Here is a 16,653-nt window from a genome sequence, read left to right as displayed (position 1 = left end):
GCGTTCGCTGGCGTCCTAGTTCGGCGCGCTACCGGCGGGCGTGCGGTCAGGTTTCGCTCGGACCGCCAGCCAGATGCGAACGGATCCGTTGGTGTCGCTCGTCCTCGGCTGCAAGATGCGCCTCGTATGCGGCTTCGTCGGTCAGCGGGAGGTAGCAGCGCAGCGTCGAACTCGCATGGTGGCGCCCCTCGCCAATGCGGTCATCGGCCCAGCTGCTCACAAGCTCCGCGGCTTCTTTCGCGACGCTGTAGGACGGCATCAGCCAAAAGCCGAGCGGGCCGGCAAGCCAGGGACGCTGCGTCTTGAACACGAGCTTGGAACTCATGTCGTCCCACGTTTCCCAGTCGAGCTCGTCGAGCGGTGTCGTGGAGGGCACGTCCTCGTTCCGGTAGAGGCCGTCCCACGCGAGACAGTTGCCGGTGTTTCCCTCGACGACTCCGAAACCGTGCCCGTCTCCGTCCGTAAACAGGATCACTGCAAGGCGGTGGCTCACCTCGCGGTTGAGCTTGCGATGCAGCGGTGGAACGGACGGGTGAGTGAAGTGCACGTTCATGTCCACGACCTTACCGAGCGCGTCCGCGGATTCAGAGCCGACCTGTTGCCATTGCGTCGCTTGCGTCTTCGGGAACAGCGGCGGCGGGATCGTTACTGCGGAGCGCCGTGATGGTGGCTCCCAACAATGCGAGCACAATCGCGAACTCGAATCCGGGCACGATCCAGGTGAGTACCGCAATAAGCGCGAGCGCTGACGCGCCGGTCGCGGCCGTGACGGTCCACAAGTTCACGGGGATGCGTGTGCGCTGGTGCACGCGCGCAATGCTGCGGAGGAGCGCCTGTACGAGGGTGCCCGCGAACCGGTGCCAGCGCGTGCCGGCCGCGGGGCGCCGGGTGCAGCGCCGACAGGGACCACCGGTCGCGTGGGCGCGGCCGACGGTCGCGTACGTGATGAGCCCAGCGGCGATGAGCGCCCATTGGGCCAGGCCGAGCGTGAGGTGAAGCGCTGGCCAGAGGGCAGCGGCGGTTTCGGTGGCGGCGGCCGCAGCGAGCGCGGGGCTGAGCAGTGTTCCGGCGCAGTGTCCGAGACGAACCGCTCGAGCGGCAGAAGCTGGTGTGCGAGTCATGGTTGGCAGCGGTCTTCTCATATCGGGAGTTGGTCATGGGCGCGGCCCCGCCCGTCGAAACGGGCAGGGCCGCAAAGGCGCAGGGGCTAGGAGCTGAACGTGCGGAACAGCCGCTCAGGTTTGGGCCGTACGGCTTTCCACGCATGCAGTTCCACTGACCGGTCGCGGCCGTCAAAGAGCAGGAACAGGCCTTGCTGGACAGTAGGGTCCGGTATCTTCCGCACCTCAGCCGAGAACACGGTCCGGTCGGTCAAATGCCGCAGCCGGTCAAACTCGCTCCGCAAGGTCTCCACCACAGCGCTGGCCTCTTGTTCGAACCGGGTGACAGCGTCGCGGTACTGCTGGTAGTACTCGTCGGGGATCTGCTCGATGACCGCTCGTGAGGGGGCTTCGAAGTCACCGTCGAGGTCGAGAATGTCCGACCACGGGCAGGAAAGCATCCTGGCGAGCACCTTCACGGGGAAGTGCGGGCCGAACTTAGCGATTGCTGTCCACCGCCACACGTCCTCAGTGCCGATCTCGCCGACGACGGCGGCAAGCCGCACATAGTCTTCGTTCTTGACCTTGACGCGCAGACCGGACTCGTAGCGGATGACCCAGCCTTCCGACTCGATGCCGGTCACGGGCTTACCAGTCAGGTCAAGACCGGCGGCGGCTCGCCGGGACAACTCCAGGAACGTCACCGGCGGGAACGCCGTAACGACTGACCCGATCCCCTGCCAGTGTTCGGCAGCTTCCGCAAGTCGCAACTCCGACCCGTCCGAACGAGTCGCGCCGAGCAGCACGAGGTCTTCACGCGGGCCGTAATCGACCACGATCCGGTTGAGCGGGTACACGGCCTCGGCGAGGTACACGACGCCAGGGATCAGGCGGCTGGTGTCGGACTTGTCAAGCCACGCCTGCGCCCATTGCGCTTGCGCGGACTCAAACGTGCTCCGCGTGGCGACCCGCCATGCGCCCTGGTACCAGAAGATGATGGCGAGGGACCCATCGACTTTTTCGTACACCTCGAACGGCTCGTCCGGCAGCGGCGGGGCGAAAGCATGGCCGCGGTCGTGCTCATGTGCGTTGAAGATCTTCGCCCACGGGCGAGCAACGACTTGCCCGTGGTCGTCAATGACCAGGCCACGGGCAGCGGTCGTGATCGGAGTCCACGCCCACGCGTACTGGCAGGCGTTCGTGTAGTTGTACACGGTCAACGGCAGCGTGGGGTGCCACCGAGCGGTAACGAGACCGTCTCGAATCGCATCGTTGAGTCCATCAAGGACAGTAGAAAGAGCGAGCATGACTGGGGCGTCCTTCGCATTGAATCGTTTGAGGTGTCTCAATTCTATGCGAAATGCTCATCATTTTCCCAGATCATTTGCGAGTTGTAGTCGTATCGTGGTGTGATCTACTCGAAGAGGAACTACGTGCGAACTTGCCACGATGTGACAGTCTCAATTAGTCGGTGAGGCTTCCATTCCTCGTGATTTCGCCTTGAAGCACACCAGTGCGCCGCAGGTGCAATACGACGGCGTCAATCCGGGCATCCGCGTTCATGAAATCCCACCAGTGCAGGTCATGTCCGCGAGCAGTGTCGGTGACCGCGAGCGTGGACACGCCTTCAGCGATCACCGGTGTGCGCCCTGCTTCGTGCGCGAACCCAACCCCACCGATGTAGAACGTCGACCGGAACCGGCTCGCCGTCCACTCGTCCAAGACCGGCAGGTCCGCGATCCGAAGCGGCGCCGGCGGACACGGCCAAACGCGGACTGCCGCTCCGGTCTCCTCATCAGGGTGGACCACGATGAGCCCCGGCGCCCACACGACCTGGACGTTCAGGAACAGTCCCGCGGCACCGGGCCGCAGGGCAAGTCCGCGCGACGCCCCTGCGACTGGATGTCGAAGTGAACGGTCCAACTGCACGCGAGCGCCAACGTCTACATACTCGGTCTCGCCCGCTCCCAGTTCGGAGACGGTGATCCACAGGTGCAACCCTTCGGGCACCGTCCCGTTGAAGATGTCGGTGAACACCGAAGTCGGAAATGCGGCACGGTCACGGTCAGCCCACACCGGCTGGCTGTTCATTGCCTCCACGGTCCGCGGGTGGTTGAGCAACACCATGGTCTTCGCGAGCCACCGCGCGAACCGGTCCGCCTCGGCTTGATCAAGCGGTGGTTGCTGCTCCAGGGGCAGCAACGCGTAGTCGGTGCGGCCCTTGTCGTTTCGTAGCGATTCGATGCCGAACAGGCGTTTCGCAGCTTTGTGACCATGCGTTTCGAACACGGTGTCAAGCTGTGCATTGTGCACCTTGCAGCAGGGCAGCTTCGCGTACGCGGGCTGGGTCGACTCGAGCTCCAGGCCCGACCTGGAATTCCCGGCTGAATACGGCCCTCGCGGCCACACGTGGCTAGTGAAGGCACGCATGAGCCAGTTCGGAAGCACATGCTCGCCGTGTCGGGAGCTCAGATTCGAACACCCGGGCGCAGCGCACGTCTCATCGTTCAAAGCCATGCGTTCATGATCGCAAGACTGTCACCAGGTTTACCGTGTCGGTTCGTCCGAAGAGCGGAGAGGTCAACGCCCACAGTCAACGTCCATCATCACGCCGCGATCGCAGACGCGGCACCACTGGCGTTCGCCAGCAGCGTGTCGTACGTGTCCTCGACGCGCTCGAGGTCGAATCCGAACGCGGTCACCCGCTCATGCAGCAGTGCTTGCGTGGCGATCGCGTCGGCATCCTCACCGATCATGACTTCCGCTTCAAGGAACATTCCGAGGCCTTCCACGTCGTCGAGGCAGATCACGATCCCGTCGACGGTGGCGGCCCGGCGGGTCTTGCGGATGCGGACGGTCGGCCGGTAACCCATGATGAGGAGCGCTTCGTGCATGGCGTCACGGTCGAGCACTTCGGTTTCCTGCTCAAGGCTGGCCATGCTGTTGACCCGGGGCTCCTTGACCGTGAACCACGTCCGCGTCCCGTTCTCGGTGCGGAGGCGCGCGAACGTGTATCCGACTTTCGCCATGCCGTGCCTCCAGCCAACTTCGGCGTACGCCTGGTCATCCTGGAGCTTCGAATCGGACCAGATGGCCCCGTGGCCGGCGAGGCGGGCGATGACGAGTTCGGCGGGGTCGCCCAGGCGGTACTTGCATTCGACTTCGTGACGCATCCGGTAACGGTAAGCGCTGGGGCCGACACTCGCTCACCTCGGGCGTCCAGATGAGACCGTACCGAGTTGCCCAGGTGACCGGGGCCCGGTGGTGCGCGTTGGTGCCGGGCGGCGCCGTCAGGCCTGCACTGGGTACCCGTTCCGAATGAGCAGGTGCACCGGAAGGGTCACCCGCGCATCGTCCACGCGGCCCGCGGGAACGGCAACGACGGTCGTGCTCGCGCGCTGGCGTCTCGCCGCCGCTGGCGGTTTCGCCCAGGCCATGCCCGCGGCCGCATCCGTTTCTGAGGCGCGAACCCATACAGCACCGGCCGCGTCGATCACCCAGTCGCCGGGCTGCCACGGCCCGCTGTGAACGTCAGGTTCGAACTCCACGCGGTTGCCCCGCGCGAACCCGTGCGCGTTCCGTGTCGCCTGCATCTTCGCCGAGGCCGCTGAGGTCAGTTCCTTATAGTGCTTCCCGAGGGTTCCTGTGTGCGCCTGACCGTCATTGTCGACCACGGTCGCGCAGAGCCGCATCTGCCAGACGTCGCCGATCTTGGTCGCTTCGGCGACAATGGCTCGCACGTGCCCTGGACCGGCGTCGGGGTCGCTGTACATGTCGGCGCGCAGGCCCTCGTCGCCTGTCGCGGGCGTAATCGACTTCCAGTCGGACGTGTTGAAGCGTTTACGGAACGCGTCATGGTCGCATCCAATCTCACCGTTCCCGAACTCGATCATCACACCACCTCACCCGTTCACGGTGGACTCCCACGCGCGCAACACCTTGAGCAGTCAGCGTACGCATGCGAGGCATAGGGGCGCCATCCCCCGCACAGGCAGCTCGTTCCGGGGTCATCCACTCCGAACAGAGGCGAGCGCGGCGTCGAACGCTTGCGCCCATGGGAAACGGTCGAGGTGCCGAGCGCCCTCATGCGGGCGGTGGCTGGGCACGTCCAGGATCGTGACGCCCTCAGCGGCCAGCGCTTGGACGGCGCGCTGGTAAGGCGCTCTCCCGGTCAGGGCGGTATTCGCGAACGGGGCGATGACGGTGGGCACGCTGAGACCGATGCATTCGGAGGCGACATCGAGAGCGTACGTGTCGGTGATCCCGGCGGCGAGTTTGCAGATGGTGTTCGCGGTCGCTGGGGCAATCACGACCGCGTCCGCTGCGGGCCGGTCCCGGCGGGGTGTTCCCGGTTCCCGGTGGGTCGTGATTACCCGGTGGCCGGTGGCGGTCTCGAGGCGTTCGCGGTCGATGAAGCGGGCGCCCATGTCGGTGGCGATCACGTGGCATTCCCATCCCCGTGCCGCGGTGTGCTCAGTGAACTCGTGGGCGCGCGCTGCTGGGCCTGCGCCGCAGACGATCAGGTAGACCGTGCTCATTCAGTGATCTCGTTGACGTAGGCGCGCACGAAGAACGTGGCCACGGTCGCAGCGTGCAGGTGGCCCTCTTTCGCCACGTCGCCTTCGATCCCGCACACGACGTGCACATGGACTCGGCCGTCGACGACCTCGCCAGTGCCGGTGAGTTCGCCGCGCTGGTCGTACGTGGTGATGTCGTCCTGGAGGGCGTTGTGCGCTGGCATGGTCGAAATCGTAAACGCGTCAACGCCGCCCACTAGGGTTATGGCCGCGTTGCGGATGCCGCGGTCCGCTACCGCCTGCTGCAGCTCCTCGAGGACTTCACCGGAGCGGATGTCAATCACGATCGTCACAAGGTGCTCCCGAGTTGAGGTCGGTGGTCAGGTCTGCTTGGGAGCGAAGTAGTCCACGAGCATCGCAGTAACCCACGAAGGCTGTCCCGTCTCGCCTTGCGGACCCATCTCGGCAAACCAGGGCTTAATGTCCAAGATGGGGGTGCCGTCTACAGCGTCGAGGTCTTCCACGTGCAGGTCAAGTCTGTCGACTTTGAGGAGTTTGCAGCGGCTGACGCCGAGCCAGTTGACGCGCCGCATGTTCCGGTGACCGAACACGCCGACTTTCGGCCATTCGGGGTTGTCGCGGGCGGCGCGAGCGCCGAAGTGCAGGTCTGCGGGGTCGGTCAAGTGGAAGTAGAACACGACTTCAAGGTGGGTGAACTCTTCCAAACCCCGAGTGGACTCTTCGTCGAACCGCGGGTCGTCAATGCGGATGATCGACTTCGTGCCGCCCCAGTAGTCGTCCGTGGGTTGCTCTCTGCCGCCGATGACGTGGGCGACTGGTCGGACGGTGAATTCCTCTGGCATGCGACTCCTTGGGGTGCTCAGAGTTCGAGCGTAGGCGCTCTTGCCGGGTGCCGGTTCCTCTGGTCCTGACATGATGGCAGCTTCGTGTCTGGTGCCGTTGCGTATATCAGTGCAGTATCGGTGTATGCGCATACTCGTTTTGGGCGGCACCAGGTTTCTCGGCCGTGCCGTGGTCGACGATGCCGCCGGACGCGGCTGGTCGGTCACCGTGTTCAACCGCGGATCCTCCGGGCCTGCACCGGAACGGTGCGAAGCGGTGCAGGGCGACCGTCGAAACGTGGCCGACCTTGCCCGACTGGCCGGGCACGGCCCGTGGGATGTCGTTGTTGACGTTCCTGGCGTGATCCCCGCGGAGGTTCGCGACGCCGCCCGCGTCCTGGCCCCGCTTGCGGGCCGGTACGTGTTCGTGTCCACGGTGTCGGCCTACCAGGACTGGCCCGCCCAGCCGGTCGATGAAGGCTCGCCGCGGCGCGCTGGCGACCCGGACGTGGACGTGGCGTCGTGGGACTGGGGAGCGGGCGTGTACGGCATATACAAGGCCGGTGCGGAGGCCGCCGTGGAGCGGGAGACGGACGGCCAGGCGCTCATTATCCGCCCCGGCGTAATTCTCGGCCCGTGGGAGTACTCGGGGCGGCTCACGTGGTGGCTGGAGCGCATCGCCGCTGGGGGCCGTTTCGTTGCCCCCGGCGATCCGGGCACGCGGATCCAGCCTGTTGACGTTCGCGACGTTGCCGCGTTCGTCCTCGACCACGCGGCCGCCGCCAGCACGGGCGTCTTCAACCTCGCGGCGCCGCTCGACCGCGACACGTTCGGCGGCCTCATCGACGCGTGCCTCGCGGCAACTGGCGCTGCCGGCGCACCGGTGTGGGTCACTGATGCCCAGTTGCAGGCTGCCGACCTTCGGGAGTGGACGCAGCCGCCACTGTGGCGAACCGCCACGGGAACATGGCAGGTCGACCCGTCACGGGCGCTCGCGGCTGGATTCGCACCGCGGCCGCTCGCTGACACAGTCAGGGACACGTGGGCGTGGATGCAGGACGGCGGGGAGCCGTTCGAGGATCCGCGGGCGGCAATGCACGCCATCCCTGTAGCGATCGAACGGGTTCTGCTGGCGACCGCTGCCGACGCGGCCAGTCTCGCTTCGGGAGCGAAGTAGCCCCAAGTACTGGTGGCTTTGGAGGGAGGCCACCTGCCGTGTAAGTCGAGGTTCAGAGCCCCTCAACGGGAGTCTCACGCGGTCTAGGATCGGCGAGTGCAAACGAACTTGGTCAGATGCGCAAGCTCGCTCGCGAAGCTGAACCTGGGAACGACGCTGCCTCGCCGATGGCGGCATGTCGAGGCGGTGGCCGCCAAAGCCGACGCGTTGGCCGCCACACTGCCTGATCCACGTGACCAATCGGTCCTTGTCGCGTCCGCGGTCCTGCACGACGTCGGCTACGCCCCGAAGGTCGCCTCCAGCGGCTTCCATCCGCTTGATGGCGCGCGCTGGCTTCGAGCGGAACGTTTCGACGACCGCGTCGCCGCCTTGGTTGCGCACCACACGAACGCGCTCGCGGAAGCGGAGCTCCGCGGCCTGGACAAGGAGCTGTCCAGTGAGTTCGTTCGAGAGGTCGGCCCTGTGGCGGACTTGCTCTGGTATTGCGACCTGACCACCGGGCCTGACGGGCAGGACGTCACTGTCGAGGAACGCGTTGCTGAAGTCCAGGAGCGCTATGTGCCCGGTTCGGTCGTCTACGAGTTCATCAGCGCTAGCGCGGGCGAGTTCTTCGACGTTGCCGAACGTGTTGAGGCCAGGCTGCAGGAGCGCTAGCCGATATACGGGTCGGGTCGATCGGCGAAGCCGTGTTCGATCCGCAGTCGCATCGACGGGTTAATCGGCAGGGCATCGAGTTCGCCAGCGCCCACCCAGGCGACTTTGACTGATTCGGCGCTGGTGGCGAGCGAGCCTCCGACCGGTTTGCCGCGGAACGCTATCGAGAACTGCTGCCGCACTTCACCGTCGCTGTATTCGATGAGGTGCCCGGGGTCGGTGTAGAGGCCGATGACACCGGTGATTTCGATGTCGAGGCCCGTCTCCTCCTTCGTTTCGCGGACCGCGGTGTCCGCTATGCGCTCACCCAGGTCGTGGCCGCCGCCGGGTAGGGCCCAGTCTCCGTTGTCCGACCGTTGGATGAGCAGCACCCGCCCCTCGCTGTCGGTCACGAACGCGACTGTCGAGGGCACGACGCTGTTGGGCGCGGGCGCGTTCGGGTTGTTGATGTGGTCGATTCGGCTCATGGCCTCACCTTGCCATGGTCGCCGGTCCAGACGTCACGGGCGGCGCTCCAGACCCGGTCGAAACTGTCAGCGTAGGAGGAGAACAGTGCACCACCGGCAAGCCTGCGCAGGTGGAGGATCGGGGCGTGTGCAGCAGGGAAGCCATACAGGTGGGTGTTGACCAGCATCTCGCCGTCGAACTGATAGATCGAGTTGTACAGCGTCGCGGTGTGGAAGCCGACGAAGACACCCTCGGTCCCTTGCAGTTCCTGATAGAAAGCGAGCACGTTCCGGATCTTCGCTGCAAGCGCGTCCCCAATGCCTTCCTCCCGGCCGCGGACCGCCACCGCTTCGCAGTCGGGGTCGCCGAGCAGGATCGTGATCTTCGTACCGGCTGCGGCTTTCCGTTTGAGGCCCGCGATCAGGTGCAAGTCATGCTCGGGTAGGAACAGCCCGGCGTATACGAGGATGCTGATGCGTTCAGTGGCGTTGTCGAACAGTCGCTGCCACAGGTCAGGCGGTACTTGATAGCGGCGCGGGTAGGTGGCGACGATTTCGGACTGCGACACCCGAGCCTGACGCTCGGCGGTGTCGATACTCGGCCACAGGTATTCCTCAGTCTCATCGAGGATCGCTGCGACCGTTGAACGGTGGCGCGGGTACGGCGTCCGACTGCTCGTGATCCAGCGCCGCACGGTCTTGTCATCGACTTCGATTGCGGCAGCTAGAGATTCGGGAGTCATTCCCGCCGCCTGCAGCGCATCTTTCAACCGTTCGTTGGGCATGGGGCCTCTTCCTCAGCTGGGGACGACTTCTGGCATTGAAGACGTCCCTTTGCGTCCCATTGTGTAGTTCAGTCGTCCTGTCCCGTCAACCACCATGAAGGAGACCGACACCCCGGCCCGGCCACGCGACGGAGACCATCAATGAGACTCCCCGGCACTGCATGCGAAGCTTCAGCTTCCAGCCGCCGACGAGGCTCCCTTTCCAGTGCCCTCACCTGCACGGGCGGCTTTGACCGACCCTGTGTAGGTACTGGTGTCGAGACGATCGGCAAGTCCGAACTCCTCAAGCACCGCACGGATCTCCGCGAGCGCAGCGTCAACGGCGTCCGGTTCGCACACTGTCTCAACTTCGAGGAAATACCCGTCGAGTTCGGGGACAGTCACGAGCGTGGCCAGCATCGATCGGCCAGCGCGGTCGAACCGGTAGTTCACACAGTGCTTCGTCAACGCCACAAGGATGACCATGCCCAGGCCTGTCAGCATGGCTGCGACCGGTTCCGGGGCGGCGACCGTGGTCTCGTGTTCGGGTTTGGATCCGGAGGCGTCCACGGCAGGCTGCTTGTACGTGAGGAGATGGCGGGCGCCGGCGGCCGTCTCGATCGTGCGGAGGCGCACTTCGGTGCCTTCGGCGTCGAGCTGGTGGCTGGGCCAGTCGAAGTACGTGTCGCGGTAGGTGGCGTTCTCGGCGTCGGCGAGTGCCGCGAGTGCGGCGCGGACGCGGGCGGGTTTGTCAACGCGGGCTTTGAGTTCGGCCTCGATCACGGTGGTCGCTTTGAACGGTCAGGAGCGTTCGGCGCCTGCCGGCCAGAACCGGCGGACGGGAACACCGCGAGCTTCAGCGGCCGCTACCGCGTCAGCCGTGCCGCCGTGTTTCCACGCTGGGGACGGCTGTCCGTCCCACACGGCCCACAGGACGTCGATGGAGTCGAGCATGGCGGCGTTCGCTGCTTCGTACGCGTCCATCGAGGAGACATCGGCGGCGTAGCGGACGGTGTGGGCCTGCTGGACGAGCGCGTCGAACGTCGGCAGGTGCGATTCGCTGACGCGGGTGTCGCGGTAGTCGGGGGCAGGCAGGAGCGCTTCAAGGATGCTGCCGGTGTCCAGGACGGCTTGGGCGAAGATGGCGTCGGCGCCTTCGGCAAGGCAGGAGACGCCGACCAGTTCGCCTCCCGTGCGCTCAGATTCGGTGAGCGCGGCCAAGAATGTGTCCCTGATGAGGTCTGCAGTGTCCGGTGACAGGTTCATGTGTCCGGTGATGCCGATGCGCACCATGTTCTCCTCAGTGTTCAGCCAGGACCGATTCCAGTTCGGCGACCGCTTCGACACCGGTGAACGGGCGCGCGGCCGCGGCGATCTGCCACCGGTAGCTGTCGAGTCGAGCCGAGTGAACGGTCCGGCCTGCTTGCAGTGCCTGCATAGCGTAGCGGGCGGCTTCTTCGGGGCGGCTTGCGGCGAACATGACGAGCGCGCAGTGGGCGAGATTGAGCGAGTTGCCTCGAGGCCCCGGTTTCGCGAGCGCGGCGGTGCGTTCAGCGGCGGCCGCGGCACTGCGATGGTCGGCGGTCAGGCGCAGGCATTGGGCTATGCGTCCGTCGAACCAGCCTTCACCGACGTGGGCGATCCACGCGGGGGCGTCGACGCGGTCGGCCCGGTCGAAATTGGTAGCCGCTGCGTTGATGGCGCGGGAGGTGGCTTTGGCGTCGCCAGTGAGTGCGATGCCGTGGGCGAGCGCCATGCGCGCTTCACCGGTCAAGGACCAGTCGCCGATCGCCGCAGCCGCACGGACCGCACCTTCGGCGGCGTTCACGGCTTCGTTCGCGTCACCGGCGATAGCGGCCCGGTTCGAGATCGCGATGACGATTTCGCACTCCAGGGCTTTCAAGCTCGCCGTATGCGCGATGGTGCGGGCCTGGTCGAAGTAGCGGCGGGCCGCCGATGCGATGCCAGCATCGAACGCGGACCATCCGGCGACCAACGCAAGTTCGGCGACGACGGGCGCAAGAAGCTGGCGTTCCGCGTCGGAGCGGGCCCCGGTGAGCGTCGGGTTCGCGAGGTTGTCGAAGTACGCGGCGATCGAATGGTGGGCGTGGCCGCCGCCGTGCCGGTTGTCCAGGTCGCGAAGCGTAGTCGTCATCGACCGCATGACGGCAGGGTCGATGCGTGCCGCGGGCGTGGCTTCATCAATGTCGGGGAACACGGCGCCCGCGAGGTTCAGGGTTCGCAGGAGCGACCGCCGCTGGGTCGGAAGGTGCGTGCTCTCGGCGAGTTGAGCCAGGACACCGGAGGTGCCCAACTCGTTTTCAATGGCTGCCAGCAGCGCCTTCGAGGGCACCTTGTGGCCGTTCTCGATGTTCCTCAGGTGCGATTCGGAAGTGTGGCAAGCGCGCGCGAACTCGGTCCGCGAGAACCGGCCAGCTCGCTCACGCAACGTTCGGATGGTACGTCCGAGAACGCGTCCGTTCTCGCTGACCGTCATTGCCGTTCCTCCGCATGGAATCGAATGGAATCGCTGCAGGCCTGGTATATCCGCAGGCTCCTGTTCCACACTACAGAGATGGCCTCATGCAGGTTGGCGCCCATCGACGGCGCGGACGGCCTGCTGATTCGAAACGATATGGGCCACCTGGCTGTCCAACCAGCCTGGCGGCCCTGACCACGAGAGAGGAAGCCTCCAGTGGCTGACATCAGAGTAGAAGGTGAACCTGCGGCAGGGCAAGACTTGACGCGGATTCCGGACCGAATGCGACACATCGACGAGTGGAGCGCCGGCGGCCTCAACTTTGAACTGTGGGTCGACGTTCATGCAGGGGACGGGCGCCTGCTCGCCATTCCTCGCGGGTGTGTGTGCGCTGCAACGATTGCGGAAGCCAACGAAGCGTTCACCGTGTCGTGGACGGGTGACCTCGACCGGCCGGAGTCATTTCTGCAGGAGCAAGCGGCGACCGCCGCAGCGGTGTACCGGGGGCAGCGGTAATGGACGCCGACACTATCGGCAAGTTCGCGTCCCTGAACCCTGTACTCGAATCGTTGGAGGCAGGGCAACCGGAACGACACCTTGGGACGCTCCGCCCATCCAGCGCCGTCCTGCTGACGCTGCATGCCACCGGCCCGGAAACAGCGGTCATCCGCCGGCACCGCAGTTCCGAGCGCGGCCCCGATGTTGCTGCGGCCCTCAGTCACTCGGCAGGGCACATCACGGCGTTCGAATGGGACCAGTGGCACAAAAAGCACCGACACGACGATGGCGACAGCGAAAAGGGCGGCGCGGGGGCGTGGATGGACCGCGCCGAAGCATGGGCTGCGGAAACGATCGCTGCGCACTGGACCGGGCAGGCGCGTTGACCCCGTGACGGTTCTAGGCACGTTCGAGTTCGGCGACTGGGTGATCGAGGTCGAATCCATGAAGTCGCTGTGGGGCTTGGTCCTGTACTGCAAACGCGTCGACGTGGACCCGCCCGTTCCCGTTGCCGAGCGCGGCGTAGGCGGGCTGCGGGTCACGTCGTGGATCGACATTGACGAGCTCGAGTTCAAACGGGTGCTGCTTGACTTCCTCGCCGTAACACCGATTGACATTGGTACCTGACTTTCCTCCTGGTTTGGGCCGCCGCCTCCGAGCGGCGGCGGCCCGCCCCTCGTCTCCCGCCAGCTCCCCCGAGCGCGGCGGGTGCGCCCGCGTTCGGGTATATGCCGCGGGTGAAGGCCCGGCCGTGTCGCCCACCAAGCACCGGCCGGGCAACTTCTTTTCTCCTGCGCAGTCGTGAACGATCGCCATCGAACGTCGCAAAGAGATATTCCATCACTGACTACAAGGCAGCAACAACCTCACCACAAAGCGGTCTTGACCTGGGGAAACACTCGATATCGGCGATAGAATTGCGGAAAGGAAACAACGCTCACCCCAAGGAGATCCCCGTGACCGGTCTCAGCATCACTGACGAACTCGCAAACGAATACCTCCGCGCACTGACCGATTCAAATCGTCCCTTGTGGCTCCTTGACATTGACGGTGTCCTGCGCGCGTTCGACGCCGACCCGGACTGGCCCGAATTGCCCCGCACCCGCACCAGTGCAGGCTTTTCCGTGAAGTTCGCACCGTCGCTCATCCACTGGATTCAAGACCTCGTCCGCGAACAGGCCGTAGACGTCATCTGGTCGACCACGTGGTGCGGACGCGTCGACCGGATGCTTGACGTGTTCGACCTGCCCGGCTACTCCCCCGACCCGGCGAAGGCCCGCACCGTCGAAGCGTGGAACTGGTACTGCAACGGCGAGCCCGCGATGCTGCTCAAACTCGCGTCGCTGCAAGTCGCCCTCGACACCGGGCGACCCGTCATCCACACCGACGACCATGTCGCCGTGAACTTCGAGGGCCCGAACTACCTGGCGATCCGGCCCGACTCCGAGCGTGGCCTGTCCCAAGACCACATGGTCCGCATCGCTGACTTCATCAAGACCCACCAGTAGGCGGACCGGCCGGGCCGCTCCCCAGCGGTCCGGCCGACACTCCGCCACCACTGCTCCCCCATCGATCGAGGAGGCCGACCATGGAACCTGTCATCGTGTACATCGCGAACCTCGGCAGCGACACTGCACCATCCGGGTACGTGACGTTCGCCGACCAGGCAGAAGTTCGGTTCATGCATGTGGACGGCGTCGGCCTGGCCGTTCTCCCGCCGTTCGACGGGCCTGCAGGACCGGAGCATGTGCGGGTTGCTCAGGCGGCGCTGGCAGCGGAGTTCCCGACTGCCGGACCGTAAGACACGGAGACCTCACGCCAGCGGCCCGGTCCAACCGGGCTGCTGGCATCTACGGCGTCCGCAACCACCCTCAGCGCCGCGGGAACACCAGTTCGGCATCTTGCCAATTGGTATGTCTGTTGGCATGATGCCGCCTCCGCGTCAAGGTGTGTGCTCAACCTTGGAGCGTACGAGGGCCCGCTGACCTGGAATGGCAGCAACGCACCCGGTGTGGTCAGCTTGTGACTCAGCTTCAACGCTACGTTGTGGGCTACGAGCGGACGTAGTCCAAAACTGCTCGATTCCGACGGGCGGTGACGGCGCGGTTGTCGAACACGTCCGCCAGGCGCAGCGCGGCCGGGTTGAGTGCGAGGCCGATCTCCTCACGCGATTCACGGGCCACCGTCGCTGCCCACGGTTCGCCGACGTTGCATGCGCCGCCGGGCATTGCCAGCTTGACGGTGCCGACGTGCTTGCGGAGACTATGAATGCACCGGAACTGGAGGTTCTGCATGAACACGGATCCTGCCGTATCGCTCAATCCTGAACACCTGCTTGTTGCTGCGCATGAGGATGCGGACTCAGTCCTAGAACTGACCCGTTCACTCGTGCAAGTGCCCACACGCGGCGGCATCGACTCCTACCAGCCAGCGATAGACCTTCTTGCAGCGTGGTCGACTCCACGCGGCGTTGCACCGGAAGTGCTGCACAACGAGAGCGGCGCGGTGGTCGGCTTGGCTCTCACGGTCGAAGGAGCGGGGCCCGGCCCCACATGGGTGTTCGACGCGTGCCTGGATACGGCAGGGTTCGGTGACGAGGACGCTTGGACGCACGGACCGACGTCCGCCGTCGTCGAAGACGGCTGGCTGTACGGGCGCGGCAGTGCCGACTCGAAAGCAGCAGTGGCTATCCTCTGCCATCTTGCGGTACGACTTGCCGCGGCCGCCGGCCAGTTGCACGGCCGCCTCGTGGTGCTGCTCGATTTGGACGAGCACACAGGCGTGTTCGGCGGCGCGAAAGTGTTTTTCGCCAAGGAGCGCAACGTCGCGGCCGTGATGATCGCCTACCCGGGTGTCGACCACCTTGTCACCGGCGGCAGAGGCCTTCACCGGCTCAAACTCGACGTGTTCGGGCAGTCAGCACATTCAGGGTCGAGCAAGTCGAGCCCGAACGCGATCGTGAAAGCTGCCGAGATCATCACTGAACTCAGCAAGGTGAACTTGCCAGCGGCCGACCGCAGCTCAAATTTCCCCCTCCCGGGGAAGATCACGGTCACGGCTGTCACCGGCGGCGAGGGCTTCTCCGTGAACCCTGACCGGTGCACGCTAAACGTTGACGTGCGAACCACGCCTGCGTTCGACGGCGGCCTCGCGGATGCCGTCGCAAACGAAATCATCTCGCACATTGACGCACGCTGGCCTGACACAGCAGCGACGGTCACCGAGGTCGTGTCCTCGTGGCAGCCGTACGCGCTGCCCCCTGAATCGCCACTGCCAGCCGCGTTGCTTCCATCCGCTCGGTTGTTCGGGTTGCACCCCGTGCCGAAGGTTGCAGGTCCTTCGAACATCGGCAATTACCTGGCGGGGCTTGGGATCCCCGCAACTGCTGGTTTCGGCGTCGACTACGTGGGGCTCCACGCAACAAACGAACGCATCAGGATCGAGTCGATACCCGCAGTTCAAGCGACCTATCACGCCACAGCCTTGCAACTACTCGGAGTCTCCGTAGCACCTTCGCCTACACACGGGTGGTTATGCGCACTCCGCTTGTCTCGTAGCTTCTCAGAGACGGCGAACTTCTCAGCACATCGTTGCGGGTCGGTAGACGGTTCAGGGTGTAATCGGCTGCTAGGTTCGCAGGGTGAATGATTCTCCGGAGCTCGAGCAGGGCAAGGACATCGGTTCCTCCGAGCACACCAGGACTATCCCGACCAAACGCACCGCCGCGTCGATGGTGTTCACCGACGAAGACGGTCGTGTGCTGCTGTGCCAGCCGACGTACAAAGAGGTCGCCGAGGTGCCGGGCGGAGCCGGTGAGCTGGACGAGTCTCCGCGGGACACCGCCGCACGCGAGGTCAAGGAAGAACTGGGACTCGTTGTCGAGCCCGGCCGCCTGGTCTGCATCGACTACGTTCCGGCGACCAGCCGCACCGAAGGGATCATCTTCGTGTTCGACGGCGGCCGTCTCACTCCTGAGCAGACCGACGCGATCATCCTGGACGCCACCGAGATCGAGTCCTGGTCGTGGTGCACGGTCGAAGAGGTCCACGAGCGGATGCGCTCGCTCGTGGCCCGCCGGATCGAGGCTTCGCTGACGGCGATCGCGACCGGCGAGACCCTCTACATGGAGAACGGCTATCCGGTCGGGTCGAAACCCACCGAATAGCCGTCCCAATG

24 protein-coding genes are annotated in these 16,653 nt (G+C 65.3%); 9 read left to right on the top strand and 15 right to left on the bottom strand.

Translation table 11 applies throughout. The annotated features are described in order from the left end of the window. Nucleotides 1-46: 46 nt before the first annotated feature. The 9 genes from JHY01_RS17755 to JHY01_RS17715 all read right to left on the bottom strand — a co-directional run bounded on the left by JHY01_RS17755 (nucleotide 47) and on the right by JHY01_RS17715 (nucleotide 6,480). Complete coding sequence (locus JHY01_RS17755; RefSeq protein WP_205327003.1) at nucleotides 47-553, bottom strand: hypothetical protein; 507 nt, start codon at nucleotides 551-553, stop codon at nucleotides 47-49. 31 nt (nucleotides 554-584) lie between these two features. After that, the gene (locus tag JHY01_RS17750) at nucleotides 585-809 is read right to left on the bottom strand and encodes a hypothetical protein (RefSeq protein WP_205327002.1); all 225 of its coding nucleotides are present in this window, start codon (nucleotides 807-809) and stop codon (nucleotides 585-587) included. A gap of 398 nt (nucleotides 810-1,207) precedes the next feature. Next, nucleotides 1,208-2,407 carry an RNA ligase gene (locus tag JHY01_RS17745; protein ID WP_205327001.1) on the bottom strand — a complete coding sequence of 400 codons (1,200 nt, stop codon included), beginning with the start codon at nucleotides 2,405-2,407 and terminating at the stop codon, nucleotides 1,208-1,210. Nucleotides 2,408-2,564: 157 nt separating this feature from the next. Continuing rightward, entirely contained in the window at nucleotides 2,565-3,389 is an 825-nt protein-coding gene (locus JHY01_RS17740; protein ID WP_205327000.1) for a hypothetical protein, read from the bottom strand. A 317-nt stretch (nucleotides 3,390-3,706) separates the two neighbouring features. Beyond that, nucleotides 3,707-4,273: a class IV adenylate cyclase gene (locus JHY01_RS17735; RefSeq protein WP_205326999.1), complete on the bottom strand. Its 567-nt coding sequence runs from the start codon at nucleotides 4,271-4,273 to the stop codon at nucleotides 3,707-3,709. Between the two features lie 117 nt (nucleotides 4,274-4,390). Next, entirely contained in the window at nucleotides 4,391-4,993 is a 603-nt protein-coding gene (locus JHY01_RS17730) for a hypothetical protein (RefSeq protein ID WP_205326998.1), read from the bottom strand. 114 nt (nucleotides 4,994-5,107) lie between these two features. Further along, a complete protein-coding gene (locus JHY01_RS17725; RefSeq protein WP_205326997.1) occupies nucleotides 5,108-5,638 on the bottom strand; it encodes a flavoprotein in 531 nt (176 codons plus the stop codon). Continuing rightward, complete coding sequence (locus JHY01_RS17720; protein WP_307814495.1) at nucleotides 5,635-5,961, bottom strand: PCC domain-containing protein; 327 nt, start codon at nucleotides 5,959-5,961, stop codon at nucleotides 5,635-5,637. Before JHY01_RS17720 ends, JHY01_RS17725 begins: the two co-directional genes overlap by 4 nt. A gap of 36 nt (nucleotides 5,962-5,997) precedes the next feature. Continuing rightward, nucleotides 5,998-6,480, bottom strand: coding sequence for an SAM-dependent methyltransferase (locus JHY01_RS17715; RefSeq protein ID WP_205326995.1), 483 nt, complete (start codon nucleotides 6,478-6,480; stop codon nucleotides 5,998-6,000). A 124-nt stretch (nucleotides 6,481-6,604) separates the two neighbouring features. Here JHY01_RS17715 and JHY01_RS17710 point away from each other — a divergent pair, with 124 nt between their 5' ends. Together JHY01_RS17710 and JHY01_RS17705 are read left to right on the top strand one after the other, a co-directional pair. Next, nucleotides 6,605-7,636, top strand: coding sequence for an NAD-dependent epimerase/dehydratase family protein (locus JHY01_RS17710; RefSeq protein WP_205326994.1), 1,032 nt, complete (start codon nucleotides 6,605-6,607; stop codon nucleotides 7,634-7,636). Between the two features lie 96 nt (nucleotides 7,637-7,732). Further along, complete coding sequence (locus tag JHY01_RS17705; protein WP_307814491.1) at nucleotides 7,733-8,290, top strand: HD domain-containing protein; 558 nt, start codon at nucleotides 7,733-7,735, stop codon at nucleotides 8,288-8,290. On the opposite strand, the gene JHY01_RS17700 is transcribed toward JHY01_RS17705, so the two are convergent. The 5 genes from JHY01_RS17700 to JHY01_RS17680 form a co-directional block, all read right to left on the bottom strand. Then, the gene (locus JHY01_RS17700) at nucleotides 8,287-8,757 is read right to left on the bottom strand and encodes an NUDIX domain-containing protein (protein ID WP_205326993.1); all 471 of its coding nucleotides are present in this window, start codon (nucleotides 8,755-8,757) and stop codon (nucleotides 8,287-8,289) included. The genes JHY01_RS17705 and JHY01_RS17700 overlap by 4 nt on opposite strands. Further along, entirely contained in the window at nucleotides 8,754-9,521 is a 768-nt protein-coding gene (locus tag JHY01_RS17695; RefSeq protein ID WP_205326992.1) for an XRE family transcriptional regulator, read from the bottom strand. The genes JHY01_RS17700 and JHY01_RS17695 overlap by 4 nt, the downstream gene beginning before the upstream one ends. A 171-nt stretch (nucleotides 9,522-9,692) precedes the next feature. After that, on the bottom strand, nucleotides 9,693-10,283 hold the full coding sequence (locus JHY01_RS17690) for a class IV adenylate cyclase (RefSeq protein WP_205326991.1): 591 nt from the start codon (nucleotides 10,281-10,283) through the stop codon (nucleotides 9,693-9,695). A gap of 18 nt (nucleotides 10,284-10,301) precedes the next feature. Further along, complete coding sequence (locus tag JHY01_RS17685; protein WP_205326990.1) at nucleotides 10,302-10,793, bottom strand: hypothetical protein; 492 nt, start codon at nucleotides 10,791-10,793, stop codon at nucleotides 10,302-10,304. Between the two features lie 7 nt (nucleotides 10,794-10,800). Then, a complete protein-coding gene (locus JHY01_RS17680; protein ID WP_275889814.1) occupies nucleotides 10,801-11,997 on the bottom strand; it encodes a helix-turn-helix transcriptional regulator in 1,197 nt (398 codons plus the stop codon). Between the two features lie 198 nt (nucleotides 11,998-12,195). Between JHY01_RS17680 and JHY01_RS17675 the strand changes: the two genes are divergently transcribed. The 5 genes from JHY01_RS17675 to JHY01_RS17655 all read left to right on the top strand — a co-directional run bounded on the left by JHY01_RS17675 (nucleotide 12,196) and on the right by JHY01_RS17655 (nucleotide 14,278). After that, the gene (locus JHY01_RS17675) at nucleotides 12,196-12,495 is read left to right on the top strand and encodes a hypothetical protein (RefSeq protein ID WP_205326988.1); all 300 of its coding nucleotides are present in this window, start codon (nucleotides 12,196-12,198) and stop codon (nucleotides 12,493-12,495) included. Continuing rightward, nucleotides 12,495-12,863, top strand: coding sequence for a hypothetical protein (locus JHY01_RS17670; protein WP_205326987.1), 369 nt, complete (start codon nucleotides 12,495-12,497; stop codon nucleotides 12,861-12,863). Before JHY01_RS17675 ends, JHY01_RS17670 begins: the two co-directional genes overlap by 1 nt. Nucleotides 12,864-12,867: 4 nt before the next feature. Further along, the gene (locus tag JHY01_RS17665; protein ID WP_205326986.1) at nucleotides 12,868-13,104 is read left to right on the top strand and encodes a hypothetical protein; all 237 of its coding nucleotides are present in this window, start codon (nucleotides 12,868-12,870) and stop codon (nucleotides 13,102-13,104) included. A gap of 329 nt (nucleotides 13,105-13,433) precedes the next feature. Next, nucleotides 13,434-13,985: an HAD domain-containing protein gene (locus tag JHY01_RS17660; protein WP_205326985.1), complete on the top strand. Its 552-nt coding sequence runs from the start codon at nucleotides 13,434-13,436 to the stop codon at nucleotides 13,983-13,985. 80 nt (nucleotides 13,986-14,065) lie between these two features. Beyond that, nucleotides 14,066-14,278: a hypothetical protein gene (locus JHY01_RS17655; protein WP_205326984.1), complete on the top strand. Its 213-nt coding sequence runs from the start codon at nucleotides 14,066-14,068 to the stop codon at nucleotides 14,276-14,278. Nucleotides 14,279-14,528: 250 nt separating this feature from the next. On the opposite strand, the gene JHY01_RS17650 is transcribed toward JHY01_RS17655, so the two are convergent. Then, a complete protein-coding gene (locus JHY01_RS17650; RefSeq protein WP_205326983.1) occupies nucleotides 14,529-14,771 on the bottom strand; it encodes an NUDIX domain-containing protein in 243 nt (80 codons plus the stop codon). On the opposite strand from JHY01_RS17650, the gene JHY01_RS17645 reads away from it, so the two are divergent. Both JHY01_RS17645 and JHY01_RS17640 read left to right on the top strand, forming a co-directional pair. Beyond that, nucleotides 14,770-16,125 carry a M20 family metallopeptidase gene (locus tag JHY01_RS17645; protein ID WP_205326982.1) on the top strand — a complete coding sequence of 452 codons (1,356 nt, stop codon included), beginning with the start codon at nucleotides 14,770-14,772 and terminating at the stop codon, nucleotides 16,123-16,125. The genes JHY01_RS17650 and JHY01_RS17645 overlap by 2 nt on opposite strands. Next, the gene (locus JHY01_RS17640; protein ID WP_205326981.1) at nucleotides 16,118-16,642 is read left to right on the top strand and encodes an NUDIX hydrolase; all 525 of its coding nucleotides are present in this window, start codon (nucleotides 16,118-16,120) and stop codon (nucleotides 16,640-16,642) included. The genes JHY01_RS17645 and JHY01_RS17640 overlap by 8 nt, the downstream gene beginning before the upstream one ends. Nucleotides 16,643-16,653: the final 11 nt, after the last annotated feature.

Origin of the sequence: Glycomyces sp. YM15 (genome assembly GCF_016918015.1) — a bacterium.
Lineage (GTDB): Bacteria > Actinomycetota > Actinomycetes > Mycobacteriales > Micromonosporaceae > Glycomyces.
Note: the sequence above shows the minus strand (reverse complement) of the source record. Positions and strands in the feature narration are given on the sequence as shown.

What these genes read in the sequence shown, in the direction of transcription:
- JHY01_RS17700 (WP_205326993.1), bottom strand. Translation starts at nt 8,757, where the DNA reads ATGAGCCGAATCGACCACATCAACAACCCGAACGCGCCCGCGCCCAAC.
- JHY01_RS17645 (WP_205326982.1), top strand. Translation starts at nt 14,770, where the DNA reads ATGAACACGGATCCTGCCGTATCGCTCAATCCTGAACACCTGCTTGTT.
- JHY01_RS17710 (WP_205326994.1), top strand. Translation starts at nt 6,605, where the DNA reads ATGCGCATACTCGTTTTGGGCGGCACCAGGTTTCTCGGCCGTGCCGTG.
- JHY01_RS17725 (WP_205326997.1), bottom strand. Translation starts at nt 5,638, where the DNA reads ATGAGCACGGTCTACCTGATCGTCTGCGGCGCAGGCCCAGCAGCGCGC.
- JHY01_RS17755 (WP_205327003.1), bottom strand. Translation starts at nt 553, where the DNA reads ATGAACGTGCACTTCACTCACCCGTCCGTTCCACCGCTGCATCGCAAG.
- JHY01_RS17650 (WP_205326983.1), bottom strand. Translation starts at nt 14,771, where the DNA reads ATGCAGAACCTCCAGTTCCGGTGCATTCATAGTCTCCGCAAGCACGTC.
- JHY01_RS17745 (WP_205327001.1), bottom strand. Translation starts at nt 2,407, where the DNA reads ATGCTCGCTCTTTCTACTGTCCTTGATGGACTCAACGATGCGATTCGA.
- JHY01_RS17655 (WP_205326984.1), top strand. Translation starts at nt 14,066, where the DNA reads ATGGAACCTGTCATCGTGTACATCGCGAACCTCGGCAGCGACACTGCA.
- JHY01_RS17670 (WP_205326987.1), top strand. Translation starts at nt 12,495, where the DNA reads ATGGACGCCGACACTATCGGCAAGTTCGCGTCCCTGAACCCTGTACTC.
- JHY01_RS17695 (WP_205326992.1), bottom strand. Translation starts at nt 9,521, where the DNA reads ATGCCCAACGAACGGTTGAAAGATGCGCTGCAGGCGGCGGGAATGACT.
- JHY01_RS17735 (WP_205326999.1), bottom strand. Translation starts at nt 4,273, where the DNA reads ATGCGTCACGAAGTCGAATGCAAGTACCGCCTGGGCGACCCCGCCGAA.
- JHY01_RS17685 (WP_205326990.1), bottom strand. Translation starts at nt 10,793, where the DNA reads ATGGTGCGCATCGGCATCACCGGACACATGAACCTGTCACCGGACACT.
- JHY01_RS17730 (WP_205326998.1), bottom strand. Translation starts at nt 4,993, where the DNA reads ATGATCGAGTTCGGGAACGGTGAGATTGGATGCGACCATGACGCGTTC.
- JHY01_RS17680 (WP_275889814.1), bottom strand. Translation starts at nt 11,997, where the DNA reads ATGACGGTCAGCGAGAACGGACGCGTTCTCGGACGTACCATCCGAACG.
- JHY01_RS17715 (WP_205326995.1), bottom strand. Translation starts at nt 6,480, where the DNA reads ATGCCAGAGGAATTCACCGTCCGACCAGTCGCCCACGTCATCGGCGGC.